The sequence below is a fragment of the Lactobacillus sp. Sy-1 genome (genome assembly GCF_019303535.1).
Taxonomy (GTDB): domain Bacteria; phylum Bacillota; class Bacilli; order Lactobacillales; family Lactobacillaceae; genus Nicoliella.
The window spans coordinates 740,238-762,881 of the sequence record NZ_JACCIU010000001.1 but is presented as its reverse complement, the minus strand read 5'-3'; the positions used below and the strand labels follow the sequence as shown (position 1 = coordinate 762,881).

Annotated in this window: 15 protein-coding genes, 9 tRNA genes and 1 riboswitch; of the genes, 2 read left to right on the top strand and 22 right to left on the bottom strand. The window is 40.5% G+C overall.

Annotation, left to right across the window (positions count from 1 at the left end; all coding sequences use genetic code 11):
- Positions 1-6: 6 nt before the first annotated feature.
- The 5 genes from rplC to rpsL form a co-directional block, all read right to left on the bottom strand.
- On the bottom strand, positions 7-642 hold the full coding sequence (gene rplC / locus HZL42_RS02900) for a 50S ribosomal protein L3 (RefSeq protein ID WP_219054197.1): 636 nt from the start codon (positions 640-642) through the stop codon (positions 7-9).
- Between the two features lie 34 nt (positions 643-676).
- The gene (gene rpsJ / locus HZL42_RS02895) at positions 677-985 is read right to left on the bottom strand and encodes a 30S ribosomal protein S10 (RefSeq protein ID WP_219054196.1); all 309 of its coding nucleotides are present in this window, start codon (positions 983-985) and stop codon (positions 677-679) included.
- 305 nt (positions 986-1,290) lie between these two features.
- Complete coding sequence (gene fusA, locus HZL42_RS02890; protein ID WP_219054195.1) at positions 1,291-3,384, bottom strand: elongation factor G; 2,094 nt, start codon at positions 3,382-3,384, stop codon at positions 1,291-1,293.
- 109 nt (positions 3,385-3,493) lie between these two features.
- Entirely contained in the window at positions 3,494-3,964 is a 471-nt protein-coding gene (gene rpsG / locus HZL42_RS02885; protein ID WP_219054194.1) for a 30S ribosomal protein S7, read from the bottom strand.
- Between the two features lie 33 nt (positions 3,965-3,997).
- Positions 3,998-4,411 carry a 30S ribosomal protein S12 gene (gene rpsL / locus HZL42_RS02880; protein WP_219054193.1) on the bottom strand — a complete coding sequence of 138 codons (414 nt, stop codon included), beginning with the start codon at positions 4,409-4,411 and terminating at the stop codon, positions 3,998-4,000.
- 243 nt (positions 4,412-4,654) lie between these two features.
- Between rpsL and HZL42_RS02875 the strand changes: the two genes are divergently transcribed.
- A complete protein-coding gene (locus HZL42_RS02875) occupies positions 4,655-5,329 on the top strand; it encodes an A24 family peptidase (protein ID WP_219054192.1) in 675 nt (224 codons plus the stop codon).
- 49 nt (positions 5,330-5,378) lie between these two features.
- Here the strand turns inward: HZL42_RS02875 and rpoC are convergent, their stop codons facing one another.
- The 16 genes from rpoC to HZL42_RS02795 form a co-directional block, all read right to left on the bottom strand.
- Entirely contained in the window at positions 5,379-9,029 is a 3,651-nt protein-coding gene (gene rpoC, locus HZL42_RS02870; protein WP_219054191.1) for a DNA-directed RNA polymerase subunit beta', read from the bottom strand.
- 17 nt (positions 9,030-9,046) lie between these two features.
- On the bottom strand, positions 9,047-12,664 hold the full coding sequence (locus tag HZL42_RS02865; protein WP_219054190.1) for a DNA-directed RNA polymerase subunit beta: 3,618 nt from the start codon (positions 12,662-12,664) through the stop codon (positions 9,047-9,049).
- Between the two features lie 273 nt (positions 12,665-12,937).
- Positions 12,938-15,418, bottom strand: coding sequence for an ATP-dependent Clp protease ATP-binding subunit (locus HZL42_RS02860; protein ID WP_219054189.1), 2,481 nt, complete (start codon positions 15,416-15,418; stop codon positions 12,938-12,940).
- Positions 15,419-15,442: 24 nt separating this feature from the next.
- Complete coding sequence (locus HZL42_RS02855) at positions 15,443-15,913, bottom strand: CtsR family transcriptional regulator (RefSeq protein ID WP_219054188.1); 471 nt, start codon at positions 15,911-15,913, stop codon at positions 15,443-15,445.
- 97 nt (positions 15,914-16,010) lie between these two features.
- Positions 16,011-16,084 (bottom strand) — tRNA-Pro (locus HZL42_RS02850).
- 32 nt (positions 16,085-16,116) lie between these two features.
- Positions 16,117-16,190 (bottom strand) — tRNA-Pro (locus HZL42_RS02845).
- A 46-nt stretch (positions 16,191-16,236) separates the two neighbouring features.
- Positions 16,237-16,310, bottom strand: a tRNA-Arg gene (locus tag HZL42_RS02840).
- 23 nt (positions 16,311-16,333) lie between these two features.
- A tRNA-Leu gene (locus HZL42_RS02835) sits at positions 16,334-16,419 on the bottom strand.
- Between the two features lie 30 nt (positions 16,420-16,449).
- Positions 16,450-16,521 (bottom strand) — tRNA-Gly (locus HZL42_RS02830).
- Between the two features lie 7 nt (positions 16,522-16,528).
- Positions 16,529-16,602: transfer RNA gene (locus HZL42_RS02825), tRNA-Thr, on the bottom strand.
- 11 nt (positions 16,603-16,613) lie between these two features.
- Positions 16,614-16,696: transfer RNA gene (locus tag HZL42_RS02820), tRNA-Leu, on the bottom strand.
- 18 nt (positions 16,697-16,714) lie between these two features.
- Positions 16,715-16,787: transfer RNA gene (locus HZL42_RS02815), tRNA-Lys, on the bottom strand.
- A gap of 14 nt (positions 16,788-16,801) precedes the next feature.
- Positions 16,802-16,874: transfer RNA gene (locus HZL42_RS02810), tRNA-Val, on the bottom strand.
- Between the two features lie 231 nt (positions 16,875-17,105).
- Positions 17,106-18,398 carry a serine--tRNA ligase gene (gene serS / locus HZL42_RS02805; RefSeq protein ID WP_219054187.1) on the bottom strand — a complete coding sequence of 431 codons (1,293 nt, stop codon included), beginning with the start codon at positions 18,396-18,398 and terminating at the stop codon, positions 17,106-17,108.
- Positions 18,399-18,731: 333 nt separating this feature from the next.
- On the bottom strand, positions 18,732-20,201 hold the full coding sequence (locus HZL42_RS02800; protein ID WP_219054186.1) for an amino acid permease: 1,470 nt from the start codon (positions 20,199-20,201) through the stop codon (positions 18,732-18,734).
- A gap of 103 nt (positions 20,202-20,304) precedes the next feature.
- Positions 20,305-20,480: riboswitch (Lysine riboswitch) on the bottom strand.
- A gap of 27 nt (positions 20,481-20,507) precedes the next feature.
- Positions 20,508-21,005 (bottom strand): GNAT family N-acetyltransferase, encoded by a 498-nt coding sequence (locus tag HZL42_RS02795; protein ID WP_219054185.1) that lies wholly within the window; start codon positions 21,003-21,005, stop codon positions 20,508-20,510.
- Between the two features lie 60 nt (positions 21,006-21,065).
- Between HZL42_RS02795 and HZL42_RS02790 the strand changes: the two genes are divergently transcribed.
- On the top strand, positions 21,066-21,860 hold the full coding sequence (locus HZL42_RS02790; protein ID WP_219054184.1) for an alpha/beta hydrolase: 795 nt from the start codon (positions 21,066-21,068) through the stop codon (positions 21,858-21,860).
- A 45-nt stretch (positions 21,861-21,905) separates the two neighbouring features.
- Here the strand turns inward: HZL42_RS02790 and HZL42_RS02785 are convergent, their stop codons facing one another.
- Positions 21,906-22,583 carry a phosphatase PAP2 family protein gene (locus tag HZL42_RS02785; protein WP_219054183.1) on the bottom strand — a complete coding sequence of 226 codons (678 nt, stop codon included), beginning with the start codon at positions 22,581-22,583 and terminating at the stop codon, positions 21,906-21,908.
- Positions 22,584-22,644: the final 61 nt, after the last annotated feature.

The following is a 22,644-nucleotide window of genomic DNA, read 5'->3' as shown; positions in this document are numbered from 1 at the left end:
CCTTTCTTATTTTTGAGATCCGCGAGCTGCAGATCTAACTACTAATAGTGATTTGTTGGCACCTGGAACGTTACCTTTAACAAGAAGAACGTTGTTTTCAGTGTCAGCCTTTACGATTTCAAGGTTTTGAATAGTAACAGTCTTGTTACCCATCCGACCTGGAAGCTTCATACCCTTAACAACACGGTTAATGATTGAACCTAATGAACCAGGACGACGGTGGTATCTTGAACCATGAGTTTCTGGTCCACGTGATTGACCATCCTTGTGGATGTTACCTTGATATCCATGACCCTTCGAGATACCTGTAACATCAACGATGTCACCTGCTTCGAAGACATCTGCCTTTACTTCGTCTGCTACGTTATAATCGCCAAGCTCAACATCTCGAATTTCTTTAATGAAGCGCTTAGGATTAGTCTTTGCTTTTGCTGCATGACCTTTTTCTGGTTTGTTTGAACGAACAGCTCTCTTGTCGTCAAAACCAACTTGAATTGCTTCGTAACCGTCATTTTCAACGGTCTTCTTTTGCAAAACAACGTTAGGAGTAACATCAATAACAGTAACTGGAGTTAATTCTCCATTTTCACTGAATACTTGAGTCATTCCTACTTTTTTACCTAAGATTCCTTTTTTGGTCATGAGTACACCTCCGATATGATTGTATTTCTAAAAATTATAGTTTGATTTCGATATCTACACCACTTGGTAGATCAAGTTTCATCAATGAATCAACAGTTTTTGGTGTTGGATTCAAGATGTCAATTAAACGCTTGTGAGTTAACATTTCGAATTGTTCACGTGACTTCTTAAACTTATGTGGTGAAGCTAAAAGAGTGTAAACAGTCCGATCAGTAGGCAATGGAATTGGACCAGAAATTTTGGCACCAGTTCTTTGAGCCGTTGCGACAATCTTTTCAGCAGATTGATCTAAAATGCGGTGTTCATAAGCCTTTAATCGAATACGAATTTTTTGTTTTGCCATTGTATTCCCTCCTTCGTCTATTTTAAAAATAAGACTAACTCCGTGAAAGTTCCCGACCATCCTTCATGGCAATGCAACCGGGTGTGCCGCAATCTCTCACATCAATGCTATCATCTGTCCTGTTTAGGGTATAACAACCCCTCAAAAATCAGTACTTAACTATAATACCCGATTTAAAGCCTAGTTGCAAGGGTTTATAAAAAATAATTTGCCGTTTTAAAATTATTTTACTTTCAATTTATTGGAGACTGAAAAAGGAGACTGAAAAATTCAGTCTCCTTTAATAATAAAATTAATTGATTTTATTATTCAGCGTTTCCACCGTTCTTCTTGATAATTTCTTCTTGAATAGCCTTTGGAACTGGAGCGTAGTGATCAAAACTCATTGAGAATGTACCACGACCTTGAGTAGCTGAACGCAATGTAGTTGCGTAACCAAACATTTCAGAAAGTGGAACATAAGCATGAATTAATTGAGCCTTTGAACGAGTTTCCATTCCATCAACATTCCCACGACGTGAAGTTACTTGACCCATAACATCACCCATGTTTTCTTCAGGAACAACAATATCAACCTTCATGATTGGTTCTAGAATAACTGGATCAGCAGTCTTAGCAGCATTTCTCAATGCAATTGAAGCAGCAATCTTAAATGCAGCTTCACTAGAATCGACATCATGGTAACTACCATCGTATAACTTAGCCTTAACGTCAATCAATGGGTATCCTGCAAGAACACCATTAGCCATTGATTCCTTCAAACCTTGTTCTACTGAAGGGATAAATTCACGAGGAACAACCCCACCAACGATAGCATCTTCGAATTCGAATCCTTTACCGGCTTCGTTTGGAGTAAATTCAATCCAAACATCCCCGTATTGACCCTTACCACCAGATTGACGAATGAACTTACCTTGAGCCTTAGTAGCCTTAGTAAATGCTTCACGGTAAGCAACTTGTGGAGCACCAATCGTTGCTTCAACCTTGAATTCACGCTTCATACGATCAACAATGATGTTCAAGTGAAGTTCACCCATTCCGGAGATAATAGTTTCACCAGTTTCAGGGTTAGTTTCAGCCTTGAAGGTAGGATCTTCTTCAGCAAGCTTTTGTAAAGCGTTGTTCATCTTATCTTGATCAGCCTTAGTCTTAGGTTCAACGGAAACACTAATAACTGGGTCAGGGAATTCCATTGATTCAAGGTGTAATGGGTGCTTAGGATCAGTTAATGAATCACCAGTAGTGGTATTCTTTAAACCAATAGCAGCAGCGATATCACCAGAGAACACTTCTGGAATTTCTTTCCGGTGGTTAGAGTGCATTTGTAGTAAACGACCAACACGTTCACGCTTGTCCTTAGTAGCATTCAATACGTATGAACCTGATTCCAAACTACCACGGTAAACACGAATAAATGTTAAACGTCCAACGAATGGATCAGTCATGATCTTAAATGCTAAGGCAGCAAATGGCTTGTTGTCGTCAGCCTTTAATTCAACTTCTTCACCAGTATCAGGATCAGTAGCCTTGTATGGGCGAACATCAAGTGGTGATGGAAGGTAATCAATAACTGCATCAAGCATCATTTGAACACCCTTGTTCTTAAATGCTGAACCAGCTAATACAGGGTAGAATTCAAGGTTTAAAGTAGCCTTACGGATAGCAGCCTTTAATTCATCCTTAGTGATTTCTTCACCTTCAAGGTACTTGTTCATGATATCTTCATCAACATCAGCAACAGCTTCAACTAATTCATCATGACGCTTTTGTGATTCTTCCTTTAAGTTATCAGGAATTTCAACAGTATCCCATTCGGAACCTAACTTGTCTTCGTCGTAAAGGTATGCTTTCATTTCAATTAAGTCAACCATACCTTCGAAGTCATCTTCGGCACCAATTGGCATTTGAATTGCATGTGCATTTGCATCCAAACGTTCGTGAAGTGACTTAACTGACATATCAAAGTCAGCACCCAACTTATCCATCTTGTTAGCGAAAACAATTCTTGGAACGTTGTATTCAGAAGCTTGACGCCAAACAGTTTCAGTTTGAGGTTCAACCCCAGCGGCAGCATCTAAAACAGTAATTGAACCATCAAGAACACGTAGTGAACGTTCAACTTCAGCAGTGAAGTCCACGTGTCCTGGGGTATCAATAATGTTTACTCGGTAACCCTTCCATTGCGCAGTAGTAGCAGCGGAAGTGATAGTAATACCACGTTCTTGTTCTTGTTCCATCCAGTCCATTTGTGAAGCACCATCATGGGTTTCACCAATTTTGTGGGTAATTCCAGTGTAGTACAAGATCCGTTCAGTAGCGGTAGTCTTACCAGCATCAATATGGGCAGTAATACCGATATTACGAGTCTTTTCTAGTGGGAATTCACGTTTGTTAGCCATGTGTAATTGTTTCTCCTCTCAAAACAGTTCAGTTTCAAATAAAAGTGGCTATTGAACACCAATTAGCCACTTATTATTATAACAAATTATAAGAATAACTAAACGCTAATTACCAACGGTAATGTGCAAATGCACGGTTAGCTTCAGCCATCTTATGAGTGTCTTCACGCTTCTTAACGGAAGCACCAGTGTTGTTAGCAGCATCCATGATTTCACGACCTAAGCGTTCAGTCATAGTATGTTCACCACGTAAACGTGAGTAGTTAGTGATCCAACGAAGACCTAAAGTAGTCCGACGACCTGGACGAACTTCGATTGGAACTTGGTAGTTAGCCCCACCAACACGACGAGCCTTAACTTCAAGTACTGGCATAACGTTCTTCATTGCTTCTTCGAATACTTCTACTGGATCGTTACCAGTTTCTTCTTTAATCATGTCGAATGCACCGTATAAAATCTTTGATGCAGTCCCTCTCTTACCATCTAACATTAAATGGTTAATTAAGCTGGTAACCAACTTTGAGTTGTAAATTGGATCAGGAAGTACTTCGCGATCCGCAACATGTCCTTTTCTTGGCATTTAAATATCCTCCTCGTTTTTAAGTTTAATCGATTATTCCTTAGGCTTCTTAGTACCGTACTTAGAACGACCTTGACGACGATCATCAACACCGGCAGTATCTAAAGCACCACGAATAATGTGGTAACGAACCCCAGGTAAATCCTTAACACGTCCACCACGAATTAAAACAACACTATGTTCTTGAAGGTTGTGTCCAATTCCTGGAATGTAAGCAGTAACTTCGATTAAGTTGGATAATCTAACACGGGCATACTTACGTAATGCAGAGTTAGGCTTCTTAGGAGTCATAGTACCAACACGGGTAGCAACTCCACGTTTTTGAGGAGCTGGGTTGTTGGTTTGTACTTTCTTGTAACTGTTGTACCCATGGTTTAAAGCAGGGGATTTTGATTTAGAACTTTTAGATTTACGTCCGTTACGAACTAATTGGTTAATAGTAGGCATCTAAAAATTCCTCCTTTCATAATTTTTAAAATATAATATATAAGTCCACACATCCAGGTGGTTCATTTTTATTCTTAAAAAAAGAACCGCCGTTTACGTACGAAATTGTACATAGTGCAAAGAACATACTTCCTTGCATCAGCAAGCACTTTATTATCTTATCACTACCAATATGGCGTGTCAATGGATTTAAAAAATAGTATTTATCATTTCTTACGTATGTTAATTTCCGAGGTGGTAAATATGAATTCAATTATTTTATTTGTTATTGGGACAGCATTGGGATCGTTCATATCATTAGTAATTCAAAGAGCTAACCGAAGTGAATCAATCATTTTCCCTAGATCACATTGTGATCAATGTCGGACCCCCCTGAAACCAGTAGATCTAATTCCAATCGTTAGTTATTTATCTTTAAAGGGCCGTTGTCGCTATTGCAAGTCCGTAATCAACCGCGAATTAATTACTAACGAGTTTATCTTTGGTGGCGCATTCATCCTTCAATCCTATTTTAACTTTAACTGGTTAATTTTCATTTCCATTTTAATTTTAATCACCCTATCGATCATTGACAACCAAAAATTAACCGTCCCCACTATTTTAATTATTATTCTATTAATCATTAACGTAACCCATTATTTAATTTTTAATGGTGGTAATCTTATTTTATTAATCATTTTGCTAGGGGCATACTTAGTGGTTCAATCACTAAACTATTTCACCATCAAAATTGGTTGTGGAGACATTGATGTTCTTTTCATTGTTGGGTTAATTATTGGATTTAGTGGCATTCTAACGTTATTAATGCTCGCCACCACTACTGCTTTAATTTATGCCTGGCTGTTTGCAAAGCAAAAGCGGATTGCCTTCATCCCATTTATTACAATTGGCTACCTATTTAATTTAATTTTTATGTAAAAAAATAAAGATTACCAATTAAATGGCAATCCTTACTTTAAACGGTTAATTAATTTTTAGCGTCTTCTTCTTTTTTAATCTTTTCTTCTAATTGACTAATTGAGTAAACGCCATCGGTACTAGATGCACCGATTTCCTTTGGTTTGATATCACCATAAGTGTGCATACCAGTACCAGCAGGAATTAACTTACCAATAATAACATTTTCTTTCAATCCGACTAATGGATCATTCTTACCACGAATGGCAGCATCTGTTAACACCCGAGTAGTTTCTTGGAAGGAGGCAGCTGATAAGAAACTGTTCGTTTCAAGGGCAGCCTTAGTAATTCCAAGCAATACTGGACGGGATGTAGCAGGAATCTTACCAGTGATAACGGCTTCACGGTTACTTTCCTTAAAGTCATTAATATCCATTAATGTTCCAGGAAGTAACTCAGTGTCACCAGGGTCCATGATTCGAACCTTCCGAAGCATTTGTCTAATCATGATTTCGGCGTGCTTATCACTTAAGTCCACCCCTTGACCACGGTAAACCTTTTGAACTTCACTAAGCAAGTAAACTTCAGTTGAGATCGTATCTCTAACCTTAATTAATTCCTTAGGATCAATTGAACCATCGTTTAACTTACTGCCTCGTCTAATGAAGTCGCCTTCAGCAACTTGAAGTTGTGAATTAATTGGAACACTGTAAGTTCTGGTATCTGTATCACCCTTGATGGTAATCTCTTGGGTTCTTTCCGCAGGATTTTCTTCAATTGTTTCAACAGTTCCAGTAACTTCAGTAATTTCAGCTTTCCCCTTAGGGTTTCTGGCTTCAACAATTTCTTGAATCCGTGGAAGTCCTTGGGTAATATCTGAGTTTCCGGCAACCCCACCAGTATGGAAGTTCCGCATAGTCAATTGAGTACCAGGTTCCCCAATGGCTTGGGCAGCAACCGTACCGACTGCTTCTCCAACTTCAACTGGGTCCCCAGTAGCAAGGTTTCGTCCGTAACACTTAGAACAAACCCCATGAACACTGTTACAAGTAAATGCAGAACGGATTTCAACTTCCTTAATTCCAGCATCCACAATTGCTTGGGCTTCAGGTTCATTAATGATTTGGTTCTTCTTAACGATTACTTCGCCGGTCTTAGGATCAACAATACTCTTCATTGCGTTCCGTCCAATAATTCGGTCGTATAGCGGTTCAATCGTTTCATTCCCGTTTGTAAGGGCTTGAACAATCAATCCACGGTCAGTTCCACAGTCATCTTCACGAATAATAACATCTTGGGCCACATCAACAAGCCGTCTAGTTAAGTAACCAGAGTTGGCAGTCTTCAAGGCCGTATCGGTCATCCCTTTACGAGCCCCATGGGTAGAAATAAACATTTCCAAGACGGTTAATCCTTCACGGAAGTTAGAAGTAATTGGCAATTCCATGATGTCTCCACTTGGAGAAGCCATCAATCCACGCATCCCAGCTAATTGAGTAAAGTTTGAGATGTTACCACGAGCTCCAGAATCACTCATCATAAAGATTGGGTTTTGAGGGTCGAAGTTGTTCATCAGCAATTCTTGGATTTCATCCTTAGCGTCAGTCCAGATTTGAATAACTCTTTCGTAACGTTCTTGATCAGTAATCAAACCACGCCGGAACTGCTTAGTAACCATGTCAACCTTCTTGTGAGCCTTTTCAAGAACGGCAGGCTTTTCCTTTAAATCAGTAACATCGGTAATTCCAACGGTTAATCCAGATTTAGTAGACTTGTCATAACCAATATCCTTGATTCGATCAAGTAACTTCGAAGTGATGGTAACCTTGTATTGGTTATATACTTCAGCAATCACGTCACTTAAGAAGCCCTTCTTAAATGGTGGCACGATTGGTGCATCCTTCAAGTGTTCAAAAATATCTTCACCAGGTTCAAGGAAGTACTTATCTGGAATGTGACCATGCACGTTAGTGTCAGTTGGTTCATTCAAGTAAGTAAATGCCTTAGGTAAAATATGGTTAAAGATAATCTTACCAGTTGTGGTAATTAAAATCTTATCCTTTTGGTCATCGGTAAATGGCTTATCAGGCATTGATGATGCTCGAATTCCTACTCTAGTGTGCCAGTGAGTAGTCCCATTTTGGTAGGAAAGAAGTGCTTCATCATAGTCATTAAAGATCATTCCTTCACCTTCACGACCAGCTTCTTCCATGGTTAGGTAGTAATTACCAATAACCATATCTTGTGATGGTGTAACAATTGGCTTCCCATCACGAGGGGCAAGGATATGACTGGCAGCAAGCATTAGAATTCTTGATTCAGCTTGTGCTTCATCTGAAAGTGGAACGTGAATGGCCATTTGATCACCATCGAAATCGGCATTGTAAGCTTCACAGGCCAATGGATGTAAACGCATGGACTTCCCACTTACTAATACTGGTTCGAAGGCTTGAATTCCCAAACGGTGAAGCGTAGGGGCCCGGTTAAGTAGCACTGGGTGTTCTTTAATAACATCTTCTAAGACGTCAAACACTTCGTCTTCTTGACGATCAATTTGGCGCTTAGCGTTCTTAATGTTAGATGCAATTCCACGCTTAACCAATTCCTTCATAATGAAAGGCTTGAAAAGTTCCATTGCCATTGGCACTGGCAGTCCCATTTGGTTGAACTTAAGGAATGGACCAACATCAATAACTGAACGTCCGGAGTAATCAACCCGCTTTCCAAGTAAGTTTTGTCTAAACCGACCTTGCTTACCCTTAAGCATGTGTGACAATGACTTCAATGGACGGTTACCTGGACCGGCAACTGGACGACCACGCCGACCATTATCAATTAAAGCATCAACGGCTTCTTGAAGCATCCGCTTTTCGTTTTGAACAATGATTCCAGGAGCATGTAGATCTAATAGTCGCTTAAGCCGGTTATTACGGTTAATTACCCGCCGGTATAGGTCATTTAAATCTGAAGTGGCAAAACGGCCACCTTCCAATTGAACCATTGGACGAAGGTCAGGTGGAATAACAGGAATGGCGTCCATTACCATCCAATCTAAATCATTTTCAGAAGTTAAGAATGCTTCCAAAATATCTAATCGACGAACCGCACGGGTTCTCTTTTGACCAGTAGCCTTCTTTAACTCTTGTTTAAGTTCATTCGTTTCCTTTTGAACATCAACATTTTCAAGCAAAGTCTTGATTGCTTCGGCACCAATACCAGCCTTGAAGCGACTTCCGTATTCTAGTTTCTTTTCACGGTAATCTTGTTCTGATAGTAGTTGCTTGTTTTCAAGTGGCGTATCACCCGGGTCAGTAACAACGTAGGAAGCAAAGTAAATTACTTCTTCCAATGCCCGTGGACTCATGTCTAAGACAAGTCCCATCCGACTAGGAATTCCCTTGAAGTACCAAATATGAGTAACCGGTGCAGCCAATTCAATGTGGCCCATCCGTTCTCTTCTAACCTTGGAGCGGGTAACTTCAACTCCACATCGGTCACAGACAATTCCGCGGTAACGAATCCGCTTGTATTTACCACAAGCACATTCCCAGTCCTTAGTAGGCCCAAAGATTCGTTCATCGAACAAACCTTCTTTTTCAGGCTTCAAGGTCCGGTAGTTAATGGTTTCTGGTTTTTGAACTTCACCATATGACCAACTACGGATTTTATCAGAAGATGCTAGGCCAATTTGCATGCTTTCGAATTTATTAACATCGACCAATTGAGCGGCCTCCTTATTTAATCATTAGAATTTGTGTTAGTAGTGTTTGACTTTTCAGATTCACTGTCTGATTGTTCATCCTTTTCAGCGTTCTTCTTAGCTTCTTGTTCCTTAGCTAACTTGCTTAAAGCATCAACATTCACAACATCATCATCTTCATTGTCCATATCTCTTAGTTCAACTTCTTCGTGATCCTTGTTAAGCACCTTCATATCAAGTCCTAAGGCTTGTAGTTCCTTAACAAGTACTCGGAATGATTCAGGAACCCCTGGCTTTGGAATTGGTTCGCCCTTAACGATGGCTTCGTAAGTCTTAACCCGACCAACAACGTCATCAGACTTGTAAGTAAGGATTTCTTGAAGGGTATATGCAGCACCATAAGCTTCAAGCGCCCAAACTTCCATTTCACCAAACCGTTGGCCCCCAAATTGAGCTTTCCCACCAAGTGGTTGTTGGGTAACTAATGAGTAAGGTCCAATTGCACGAGCATGAATCTTATCGTCAACCATGTGAGCAAGTTTCAAGTAGTGCATAACTCCCACTGCAATCCGCTTATCAAATGGTTCACCAGTCCGACCATCGTAGACAACTGACTTAGTATCAGGAGCCATTCCAGCTTCCTTAACAATGTCATCAATATCATCATCACTAGCTCCATCGAAAACTGGCGTAGTAACGTGAATTCCTAACTTACGAGCAGCCATTCCTAAATGCAATTCAAGTAGTTGTCCGATGTTCATCCGTGAAGGCACACCCATTGGGCTCAACATAATGTCGATTGGAGTTCCATCTGGCAAGTATGGCATATCTTCTTCAGGGATTACGATTGAAACAGTTCCCTTGTTGCCATGACGTCCGGACATCTTGTCTCCAACTTGAATCTTCCGCTTTTGAGCAATGTAAACTCGTACCATTTGGTTAACCCCTGGAGCAAGTTCATCACCATTCTCACGGCTAAAGACCTTAATGTCTTGGATAATTCCACCAGCACCATGAGGAACCTTAAGGGAAGTATCCCGTACTTCACGAGCCTTTTCACCAAAGATAGCGTGAAGTAAACGTTCTTCAGCTGATAATTCAGTCACACCCTTAGGAGTAACCTTACCAACTAAAATATCACCATCGTGAACTTCAGCACCAATTCTGACAACCCCGTTTTCATCAAGGTTTCTAAGTGCATCTTCCCCAACGTTAGGGATTTCACGAGTCATTTCTTCAGGTCCTAACTTAGTATCACGCGCTTCTGATTCATATTCTTCAATATGAATGGAAGTGTAGACGTCATCACGAACGAGGCGTTCGTTAATGGCGATCGCATCTTCGAAGTTGTACCCTTGCCAAGTCATGAAGGCAACCACTGGGTTTTGTCCCAATGCTAATTCACCGTTTTCCATTGATGGCCCATCAGCTAAAACTTCGTTAGCGTCAACGTGGTCGTTAACCTTAACGATTGGCCGTTGGTTGTAGTTCTTACCACCATTGGAACGTTGGAACTTCATTAACTTGTAAGTGTCTAGTGCACCATCGTCACGACGAACGCGTACTTCGCGTGAATCAACGTATTCAACGTTTCCTTCGTGCTTACAGATCAAAGCAACTCCGGAATCATGAGCAGCCCGGTATTCCATCCCAGTTCCAACTAGTGGAGCATGTGGGTTTACCAATGGAACCGCTTGCCGTTGCATGTTAGCACCCATCAAGGCCCGGTTGGAGTCATCATTTTCCAAGAAAGGAATACATGCAGTCGCAACTGAAACTACTTGCTTAGGTGAAACGTCCATGTAATCAACATTTTCAATGTTAGCAACAATGTTATCTGAACGGTGACGAGCCAAAACAGTCGGTTCTGCAAATGAACCGTCATCATTAAGTTTAGAGTTAGCTTGCGCAACAACATACTTATCTTCTTCGTCAGCACTCAAGTAATCAATTTTATCAGTAACCTTGTGGTCCTTCCATGACACACGCCGGTATGGAGTTTCAACAAAACCATACTTATTAACCCGTGCATAACTAGAAAGACTATTGATCAACCCGATATTTGGACCTTCGGGAGTTTCAATTGGACAAATCCGACCGTAGTGGGTGTAGTGAACGTCCCGAACTTCGTATCCAGCCCGATCACGAGTTAAACCACCAGGTCCCAAGGCAGAAAGACGCCGTTTGTGGGTCAATTCACCAAGGGGGTTGGTTTGATCCATGAATTGAGAAAGTTGGGAGGACCCAAAGAATTCCTTCACGGAAGCAACCACTGGTCTAATATTGATCAATTGTTGTGGAGTAACAGTAGCAGCATCTTGGATTGACATCCGTTCTCTAACTACTCTTTCCATCCGTGCTAATCCAATTCTAAATTGGTTTTGAAGTAATTCACCAACTGAACGAATCCGCCGGTTACCCAAGTGATCAATATCATCTGGTTCGCCGATTCCTTCTTGAAGGTTAAAGAAGTAATTAACTGAAGCAATAATATCGGCTGGGGTAATGTGTTTGAAGTCCAATGGAATGTTATCGTTACCAATTACTGGAACAATCCGATCTGGGTCGTTCTTAGAGTATACCTTGATAACTTGAATTGTCATTGGTTCAGTAACAACAGCTTGATCAGATGGTTCAAAGGTATATGCCTTAAAGTCTTGACGATCAAGGTATGGTTTTAATTTTTCTAATAGTTCACGACTAATAACGTCATCCTTATTAGCAATAATTTCACCAGTATCAGGATCAGCCAAAGTTTCAGCTAGAGTTAACCCTAATAAACGGTTTTTAAGTTTTAATTTGTTGTTAGTCTTAAACCGACCAACAGGTGCCATATCGTAACGCTTTGGATCGAAGAAACGGGCTGTCAAAAGACTTCTAGATGAATCAGCAGTCTTTGGTTCACCTGGCCGTAGTCGTTCGTAAATATCCTTTAATGCTTCTTCAACTCGGGAGTCGTCAGCATTCTTGTGAACATCCTTTTCAAGGGTTAATGATAAACTATCATTAGAACCAAGAATTTCACTAATTTCGCTATCATCACCAAAACCAAGTGCACGCACTAATTCGGTAATTGGTAGTTTCCGGGTCCGGTCAATTCTTACGTAGGAAACGTTCTTAGCATCAGTTTCAAATTCCATCCAAGCCCCACGGTTAGGGATAATGGTGGAACCAAATACAGTCCGGCCGTTCTTATTAACGTCCTTGTGGAAGAACACTCCAGGAGAACGAACTAATTGAGAAACGATAACCCGTTCGGCACCATTAATAATGAAGGTCCCTTGGTCAGTCATCAATGGAAAATCGCCAAAGAAAACATCTTGGGTCTTAATTTCACCAGTATCATGGTTCGTCAGCTTAAGAGTAACATGCAATGGAGCTGAATAATTTGCCTCATGCGCACGTGCTTCTTCTACTGTATACTTTGGTTCTAATAATTGATAATCAACGAACTCTAAAGATAAATTACCCTTAAAGTCATCAATTGGCATAATGTCATTAAACATTTCCCGTAATCCGTCATCCAAGAACCATTGATATGAATTAGTTTGGATTTCAATCAAGTTAGGTAAATCAAGAACTTCCTTGATTCGAGCGTAACTTCTACGAATACGGTGCTTTCCATATTTAACTAAATGTCCTGCCAAGTTATTCACCTCTCCTAATTATTTCTACGAAAAGAAATGTTACAATTTGATTACAAATTGTATTTTTCCTACTTTTTCACTCATTTAGGGCAAAAAAAATCCCCAAAACAGATTCAATAATCTCAACTTTGGGGGATATAGGAGCTCTTCCGGACAATAGATCGCAAGAACTCATTTCAATTCGTAGTTATATAATGCTATATTACTCATATTAATAGTAAATGTCAATATATAAAGCTCAAAAAAAGAGGAATTACTTCCTCTTTTTTTGATTAGTTCATTTTACTTATTTGTAGATTTTTGATTCCCACTTTTGACACTAATTTTAATTTTACCATGACTAGCACCAATCGTTAGTGAGTCACCAGTTGCAACTTGTCCTGATAGCATCGTTTCACTTAGCTGATCTTCAACTTTGGTTTGCAATGCCCGTCTGATTGGTCGAGCCCCATATTGAGGATCAAACCCGGCTTCAGCAACCACATCGATGGCAGCTGATGTAAGCTTAACCTTAATCCCTTGTTCAGAAATTCTTTCAAGGAGATCTTGAGCCATCAACTTCACAATATCATGGAGTTGTTGCTTGTTAAGGGAGTGGAAGATTACCACTTCATCAATTCGGTTCAAGAATTCAGGTCTGAAATACTTCTTTAATTGTTCTTTGATGGTTGCGGACATCGCTTTGTAATCATCAGCATCAGCCTTTTCAGCTCCAAATCCAACGGTCTTCTTGTACTTAAGCGTAGTAGCACCCAAGTTCGAAGTCATAATAATAACCGTGTTTCTGAAATCAACCTTCCGACCCTTCGAATCAGTAAGGTAACCATCATCTAACACTTGTAATAGTAGATTGAAAACATCTGGATGGGCTTTTTCAACTTCATCGAGAAGAACCACCGAATAAGGATGCTGTCTAACCTTTTCAGTTAGTTGGCCCCCCTCTTCATAACCCACATAACCAGGGGCAGAACCAATCAACCGACTAGTAGAGTACTTTTCCATGTATTCAGACATATCAACTCTAATCATGTCGTTTTCAGAACCAAACATTGCTTCTGCTAAATCCTTAGCCAATTCGGTCTTCCCGACCCCAGTAGGACCAAGGAACATAAAGGAACCAATTGGCTTATTAGGATCTTTAAGGCCACTGCGTGCTCTTCTAATTGCACGGGCCACTGCAGACACAGCTTCATCTTGACCTACAACCCGTTTGTGCAACACGTCTTCTAGGTTAATTAGTCTGTCAGCATCAGTCTTCTTGAGTTGGGTTACTGGAATTCCAGTCCATTGAGCAACTACTTCAGCGATGTCTTGACCAGTTTCCTTCAATGAATATTCATTGTCTTCGTGAGCTTGCTTTCGCTTAGCTTCTTCAGCTTCCACCTTCACAGCAACGGCCTTAGCCTGTTGTCTAATTTTAACGGCCCGATCAAAGTCCTGGGCTTCAATTGCCTGTTCCTTTTCAGTATCTAGCTGGTTCAATTTTGCTCGGTTTGCAGACAACTTAGCAGGTTGTTCGTTAATTCTAACCTTAGCAGCAGCTTCATCCATTAAATCAATCGCCTTGTCAGGGAGGAAACGACTTTGGATGTAGCGGTTAGAAAGTTCAACTGCCTTTTCAATTGCGTCGTCAGTAATTTGAACGTGGTGATGTTCTTCATACTTAGGCCGAATCCCCTTCAAAATTTGTACCGTTTCTTCTGGTGATGGTTCATCAACTTGAACCGTTGCAAATCTTCTTTCTAATGCTGTATCTGATTCGATATATTTTTGGTATTCATTTAATGTTGTAGCACCAATCATTTGGAGCTCACCACGAGCTAATGAAGGCTTCAAGATGTTGGAAGCATCAATTGCGCCTTCAGCACCACCTGCACCAACTAGAGTATGCAATTCATCAACAAATAGAATGATGTTGCCACTATCCTTAATTTCCTTAATGACCTTCTTAAGGCGACTTTCGAACTCACCACGATATTTAGTTCCAGCAACCAACGAGCCCATATCAAGCATCATTAACCGCTTGTCAGTCATATCTTCTGGAACGCTACCGTTAATAATCTTTTGAGCCAATCCTTCGGCAATGGCAGTTTTTCCAACCCCAGGTTCACCAATTAAGACAGGGTTATTCTTCGTCCGCCGACTAAGGATTTGAACCACTCTTTTAACTTCCTTTTCACGACCAACAGTTGGGTCTAGTCGATCCTCACGAGCTACCTCAGTCAAATCGGTCGCTAGTGAATCTAGGGTTGGTGTATTGCCCTTAGGAGCATTCCGGTTCTTTTTATTGCCGAATGAACCGTTCTTCCCAGAAATGGAGCTAACCCCCATCTTTCTAAGGGTTGACATTCTAATTGCCTTTGGTGCAGCACCAAGGGTGATGAAGATTCTAGCGGATAGAATTGCTTCATCACTTACTAGTGCTAGTAGTAGGTGTTCGGTCCCAACCTTATTGGAACCATATTTTCTAGCAATCGTCCCGGCTAGGGCTAAGATGTCCTTAGCCTTTGGTGAATAAGGAAGATATGAAGAACTATCCAGTCCTTCAACGTTACCAAAGCCAGTCACCCGTTCGATTTCAGTCCGAATGTCCTCATCGTGAATTTGAAATTGGGTTAATACACTATAAGCAATTCCATTTGGTTCTAAGGTCAATGCTAACAGAAGGTGTTCAGTGCCAACTGCTTGATGTCTAAAGTTTTTAGCTTGTTCTTGTGCAATTACTAATACGTTACGCGCGCTTGGAGTAAATAGGTTATCCATAAAATGTGCCTCGCTTTCCGTTTCCTAATCTTCGAATCTTAAATGATTCAACACTGAAGATAGAATCTGTGACCTTAAACGATTCGCTGTTTCGATATCATTATTAATCATCAGACTATCCTTATCAATTGCTGCTAGGATAATCCTAGCTTCCTTACTAGTAAGCAATTGACTGTGATACAACGTTTTAACAATCGAACCACCGTCCCTTTCGGAAATACTAGTCCCAATTATATCTAGTAATGAGTCTAACACTTCTATATTATCTAGTAACTTTACCTTCTCGATCCTAATGTATCCACCACCGCCACGCTTACTTTCAACTACGTAGCCGTTTTGGATGGTAAACCGAGTCTTAATAACGTAGTTAATCTGTGAGGGGACAACATGAAAAAGATCCGCAACCTCTGAGCGCCGAATTTCGACATGGCTAGCCTCAGCTAAAATCTGCTTTAAATATTTTTCGATAATATCTGAAACATTTTTTGACTGCATTATCCTCATCTCATCTCTGACTAATCTTGACTAATATTATAAGAAATTAACTAGTGAAATAAAAGTATTTTGTTCGTTAAATTTAGAGACAAAAAAATCGGGAAAACAAGATTCGAACTTGCGACCTCTGCGTCCCGAACGCAGCGCTCTACCAAGCTGAGCTATTTCCCGATGTTTCTGAACTATTTAACTGTGAGACTCGATCGGGAAGACAGGATTCGAACCTGCGACCCCTTGGTCCCAAACCAAGTGCTCTACCAAGCTGAGCTACTTCCCGAAATGATTTCATCTCTCTACTCATTATAGTAGAAGAAACAAAAAAATGCACCCAGTAGGAGTCGAACCTACAACCTTCTGATTCGTAGTCAGACACTCTATCCAGTTGCGCTATGGGTGCAAAATGTTATTAAAAATAAAAAATGCCGAGGACCGGGATCGAACCGGTACGGTTATCACTAACCGCAGGATTTTAAGTCCTGTGCGTCTGCCAATTCCGCCACCCCGGCAGGCTATGATTTATTTAATATAAAATAAAAAGCGGAAGACGGGATTCGAACCCGCGACCCCCACCATGGCAAGGTGATGTTCTACCACTGAACTACTTCCGCACAAAAATGCCGACTAGACGATTCGAACGCCCGACCTCATCATTACTAGTGATGCGCTCTAACCAACTGAGCTAAGTCGGCAAATTGGTAAGTGCGGGCGAAGGGACTCGAACCCCCATGTCCAAAGGACACTAGAACCTAAATCTAGCGCGTCTGCCAGTTCCGCCACGCCCGCATATTATTAAAATGTTAATGAGCCGTGGGAGGTTCGAACTCCCGACCCTCTGATTAAAAGTCAGATGCTCTACCGGCTGAGCTAACGGCTCGTGAAAATAAAAAATGGAGGATACAGGGCTCGAACCTGTGACCTCCTGCTTGTAAGGCAGATGCTCTCCCAACTGAGCTAATCCTCCGAGGTCTTAAACGCTTATTGACTTAAGCAACTATTTAATAATATCACTTAGTAGAAACAATGTCAACAACTTTTTTTATTTTCGCCTTTCATCTGAAAAGCAATCAGTAAAAATCAACAAAAACTAGTATATAATAGATTATCTAAAAAAGCTACCCTTTTTTGCAAAAAAAATAAGGATTAGGAACACAATCCCTAATCCTCACCTTCAAAACGCTATTACATCAACGTTTTAGAATAAATCTTGTTTCTCAATTTTTTTCATGCCATGCATGTATGGTTGAAGCACTTCTGGAATGTTAACCGTTCCATCTTCATTTTGGAAGTTTTCCAAAATTGCAGCAACGGTCCGACCAACAGCTAATCCTGAACCATTTAAAGTGTGGACAAACTGTAGCTTACCACTTTCATCCCGGTATTGAATTTTAGCCCGCCGTGCTTGGAAGTCAGTAGTGTTAGAACAACTTGAGATTTCACGATAACAGTTTTGAGCGGGCATCCAAACTTCAATGTCGTGAGTCATTGCAGCAGTAAAACTCATATCACCAGTTGTTAGCGTAATTACATGGTATGGAATCTTTAATAACTTAAGAAGACTTTCAGCTTGGTGAGTAAGCTCTTCTAATGCAGCCCAAGATTCCTCTGGCTTGGTAAATTGAACCATTTCCACCTTATTAAATTGGTGTAAACGAATCAAACCACGGGTATCACGACCAGCACTCCCAGCTTCGGAACGGAAAGCTGGACTTAATGCTGTAAATTTAACGGGAAGCTTATCTTCTGGAATTACTTCGCCCCGGTAGTAGTTAACCAATGGTACTTCAGCAGTTGGAATCATGGTTAGATCACTATCTGCAATTTCAAACCCAGCCTTCTTTTCCAAGAACTTAGGGAATTGCCCCGTTCCAAACATTGATTCTGAATTAACCATGTATGGAGGAATAATTTCTTCATATCCAGCATTGGTATTTTGGTCCAAGAAGAAATTGTAAATTGCCCGTTCAAGCAATGAACCAGCTCCAACGTAGTAAACAAAACGGCTTCCAGCTACCTTTGCGCTCCGTTCAAAGTTCAAGATTCCAAGGCTTTCACCAATTTCCCAGTGGTTTTTAGGCTTAAAATCAGTGAATTCACGAGGAGTACCAACTTTGCGGAGTTCTTTTGCCCCCTCTTCAGTTAGCCCAACTGGATCGTCGTCATTTGGGATGTTAGGAAGGTGCGCAGCTAAATCACTTTGCTTAGCTGATACTTCTTGTTCTTGTTCATCTAATTCCTTGATTTCAGCACCGACTTCTTTCATTCGGTTAATTGGTCCGCTAGCATCTTCTTTAGCACGCTTCATCTTAGCAATATCATCTGAAACCTTATTTCTTTCGGCCTTTAAACTTTCAACCTTAACTAAAATGTCACGGCGATTTTGATCAAGTGCCAGTAGTTCATCAATTTGCTTTTCATCAATGCCCCGTGTTGCCATCTTTTCCTTAAACCATTGTTCGTTGTTTCTAATCAACTTCATGTCTAACATTGGAAAATCCCTCCTAAAAATATAAAAAAGCAGGCTTCGTCATTGGGACGAAAGCCTGCTTTTCGCGGTACCACCCAAGTTCCCGAAATCAATCGGACAACTCATCTGTGATAACGGCCACCAACCGTGCAGCATTACCTGCCCACTCATTAATATGTCGGAATTTTCGACCTGTAGTTTACACCAACCACTACATCTCTTAGACGTCTACTTAATAAACATACATTGTGTTTTAATCTAGTATTTAATCACTATTATCATATTATATCCGTCCTTAATTAGCAATATTTTTGCACAAAAAAAGTTATCCTGAAAATAGGATAACTTTTGAGATTATTTTTCACTATCGATTGTCGCTTTGGAAACCGGACTAACATCCACCTTATCTAGCGGAATCAACTTAGTATGATGCCTAACTTTATAGAAGATGTATAGAATTAATACTAGCGGAACACTAATGTAAGTAATTCCAATTTCCTTCCAGTTAAAGTTCGAAAACGCCGACAAGTCTTGACCAATAATGATTAAGATACAAAGGACTAAAGTCAAAACTGGCCCAACAGGGAATAGCTTAGCGTGGTAGGCAAGTTCACTCACAGAATGGCCTTGTTTTACAAATGCCCGTCTGAATCTAAAGTGAGAAATGGCAATTCCAACCCAAGCAATAAAACCAGTTAACCCTGAAGCAGCAACTAACCAGAGGTAAATTTCAGGACCAGCAAAACTAGTAATGAAGGTGGCTAATGCAATTACTGTGGTAATTACAAGCGCAGAAACTGGAATTCCACGGCGATCGGTCTTACCGAACATTTTAGGGGCAAAAGTTCCGTCTGACATTGAGTACAGCATCCGAGTTGATGCATACATTCCTGAATTAGCGGATGAAATCACTGAAATTAAAATAACTGCATTCATCACTCCTGCAGCAGCAGCAAGTCCAGCCCGTTTGAATACTAATGTAAATGGACTAATTGCAATGTCACTAGCACTTGATCCTAACAGATTTGGGCTAGTGTATGGAATCAATGCTGCAATCACAAAGATTGCTAGGATGTAGAATAAAATAATTCTCCAAAAAACTTCGCTAATGGCCTTTGGTACACTGTGCTTTGGATCGTCAGATTCACCAGCAGTAATCCCAACCAATTCAGTTCCTTGGAATGAGAATCCGGCAACAACGAATACGGAAAGCATCGCTGGAATTCCACCTACGAATGGAGCTTGCTTATAAGTAAAGTTACTAAGCCCAACGGCACTACCGCCACCCATAATTCCAACAATCGTCAATAATCCAACAATCAAGAAGATAATAATGGTTGCAACTTTAATTAGGGATAACCAATACTCAATTTCACCAAACGCCCCTACTGAAGCAGCATTAATAAGGAAAATTAAAATCAAAACACCACCACTAAAAATCCAACTCGGTACGTTTGGCATCCAAAACTTCATAACCAAAGCTGCGGTGCTAATGTCAACGGCAACAGTAATTGCCCAGTTAAACCAATAGTTCCACCCCATCGCAAACCCAAGGGCTGGATCAACATACTTTCCGGCATATTCAGCAAACGAACCACTAACCGGGGTATTGGTAGCCATCTCTCCTAAACTAGTCATCAGAAAATAAACCATTAAACCCATTAAAATATATGCAACTAAAGCACCACCAGGCCCTGCCTGTGAAACAGTGGAGCCACTAGTAACAAATAACCCGGTTCCAATTGAACCACCTAGTGAGATCATTGAAACATGACGGGTTTTTAATTTTCTTTTGACCCCACCATCTTGTTCCTTTTTATCCATATCAAATTCCTCCAAAAATCATTATTTAAGAAGTTCAGGATTTTAAAAAATGCCCACTTCTAACCAAGAAGTGAACACCACAATTGTACTTATAGCCATTACAACTATCGAAAGCACTCCGTGAAAAATTCACGACAGTTCTTAGCTTATTAAACTAAGCCCCAGTCTAAAGTAGAAAAAGCCGCTTTAGACTTCGGCAGACCCCCCTTTCACTATCGATCAACGTTGCTTTTTCAACTCCCAATAGATACTGATGAGGTCCGCACCTCTTCTTAGATAATTTGATTAGTAATTATTATATCTTTTTTAAGATTCGTTTACAAACTTTGTTTTCAATTGGATTATTTTTTGTCCTAAAAAGTCATTAAAAACGCCGTTAATTTTAAAATTGTTCCGTTTTAAAAGATGCAGCGAAATGATATTAGAACTTTTAACGTTAGCGGTGATTGTTTTTAAATTATGTTGGCGACTAACTTCAGCTAATATCATTTTCAGAGCTGTTCCCATAATTCCACGCCCCTGATAATCATAATTCATCATTAAACCAATTTCACGATTCGCTTGATCAGGAAATCCAGTGGCCCCTATCTGAGGATATAAAAAACAACATCCCACCATTTCTCCATTAACAACTACCGCAATTCCAATCCCAGTTGCTAGTTCCATTTTCAATATTTGTCGGGCTGCCTTAACGTCTTCAACTGCATGCATTCCCAACATGTCAGTCACATGCGGATTTGATACAATGGCAGCAAAGAACTTCACATCCGCCATCGTTAGCGGCCTAATTTTGATTCGTTCCATATTAACCGTTCCCTTCAAATGAGTTACAATATAGTCAATTCTAATAATAGGGGGTTCCCCATGAAAATCATTCAACAATCACTTTTACCACAATCAAACGCCTATTTAAAGGGCTATGTTAGAGAATCAGATGCTGATTCCCAACACTTTAAGTTTCCAGCCGTAATTATCGTTCCCGGGGGGTCATTTACCCACATTTCTGATCAACAGGCGGAAAGCTTCGCCCTAAGCTTTGCAGCCCAGGGGTACCAAAGCTTTTATCTCCGCTATAGTTTTGAGTCTGAAAAGCACCCGTTAATGCCACAACCATTAGTAGAACTTGCTAAATCGGTCGACTTTTTGAAACAAAACGCCACCAAGTTGAGCATTGATCCAGATAACATCGTAATCTGTGGATTTTCAATTGGTGGGTTCGTAGTTAGTGCCTTCAATAACCGCTACGATGATCCACAGTTTTTAGAAATGGTCCATCCCCAAAATAATTTAAAACCACGAGCCGTAATCCTAAGTTATCCGGTGATTGACTTAAACTTGGGATTCCCAAAGGATTCCGCTAAAATTGCTGACTGGGAAGCTAATCAACAACTAACCGCAGCGGAAGATGGCGTAACCACCACTAACGTTCCAACGTTCATCTGGCATACTGCTGATGATCCGTTCGTCCCATCCATGAATGCCATCAAATACGCTGAGGCGCTTGCAAATAAACACGTTGATTATGAACTGCACATCTTCCACCATGGCCGCCACGGTTTAGCAATGGCTAACCAATTAACCGCCTGGAACGATGAAAGTAACGATCCCCATGTTGCCCACTGGTTCAAATTAGCAATTGAATGGCTAACCGAACTTTAATCCAAAAAAAGCATTGCTGAAGAATATTCAGCAATGCTTTTAATTTTAATAAACGGATTTTTGGAACGGATGGTACTTTTTTAATCGACCGGCATAGTGATAGTAAAGCCACTCGCAAAATTGGAACCAGGTATAACCAACTAAAAAGGCTCCAATCGTATCGGTTGGGTAGTGGGCGTTTAAAAAGACCCGCGACAGCATTACCAATGCCACATAGATAACCGCTACCGTCTTAGCAATTATCTGAGCCCGCCGACTCTTCAGCAATGGAATCACAATTACCCATACCACGCTAATTACCAACACCGTCCCTAAAACGTGCCCGCTGGGATAACTAAATCCGGTGTCAGAAGCAGAGTGTAACAAGGGGCGTTGTCTTTGAACAATGTGTTTTAAAATTACTCCTAAAATATTACCACTTATCAAAGTTGCAATCGCCCAGACGGCTGGAATTCGATAGCGAATCGTCCAAAGGAAAAACGCAATAATCAAAATCCAGAGAATGTCCATCTTTGGACTTCCCAAGAACGTCACAAACCCATAAATAACCTGCTTATAAGATTGCTCTTGGCCCTGAATACCACTAGCAACCATAGAATCCAGAAACGATAGGTAACTAGAACCAGAATTATTATTGAGCATTACTCCACCGGTCAAAACGATCGATAGGCCCAATGATAAAATAAACCGGTACATTCGGTTAATATCCTTATTAATTAACAACTTAAATTAAGCCTCCCAGAAATATAACAATTTCATTGTAATTATACCATAGCAATAACTT

Coding starts and splice junctions, on each gene's coding strand:
- serS (WP_219054187.1), bottom strand. CDS start 18,398: ATGTTAGACATGAAGTTGATTAGAAACAACGAACAATGGTTTAAGGAA.
- rplC (WP_219054197.1), bottom strand. CDS start 642: ATGACCAAAAAAGGAATCTTAGGTAAAAAAGTAGGAATGACTCAAGTA.
- rpsG (WP_219054194.1), bottom strand. CDS start 3,964: ATGCCAAGAAAAGGACATGTTGCGGATCGCGAAGTACTTCCTGATCCA.
- rpsJ (WP_219054196.1), bottom strand. CDS start 985: ATGGCAAAACAAAAAATTCGTATTCGATTAAAGGCTTATGAACACCGC.
- HZL42_RS02860 (WP_219054189.1), bottom strand. CDS start 15,418: ATGGATAACCTATTTACTCCAAGCGCGCGTAACGTATTAGTAATTGCA.
- HZL42_RS02790 (WP_219054184.1), top strand. CDS start 21,066: ATGAAAATCATTCAACAATCACTTTTACCACAATCAAACGCCTATTTA.
- HZL42_RS02800 (WP_219054186.1), bottom strand. CDS start 20,201: ATGGATAAAAAGGAACAAGATGGTGGGGTCAAAAGAAAATTAAAAACC.
- HZL42_RS02875 (WP_219054192.1), top strand. CDS start 4,655: ATGAATTCAATTATTTTATTTGTTATTGGGACAGCATTGGGATCGTTC.
- HZL42_RS02795 (WP_219054185.1), bottom strand. CDS start 21,005: ATGGAACGAATCAAAATTAGGCCGCTAACGATGGCGGATGTGAAGTTC.
- fusA (WP_219054195.1), bottom strand. CDS start 3,384: ATGGCTAACAAACGTGAATTCCCACTAGAAAAGACTCGTAATATCGGT.
- HZL42_RS02855 (WP_219054188.1), bottom strand. CDS start 15,913: ATGCAGTCAAAAAATGTTTCAGATATTATCGAAAAATATTTAAAGCAG.
- rpsL (WP_219054193.1), bottom strand. CDS start 4,411: ATGCCTACTATTAACCAATTAGTTCGTAACGGACGTAAATCTAAAAGT.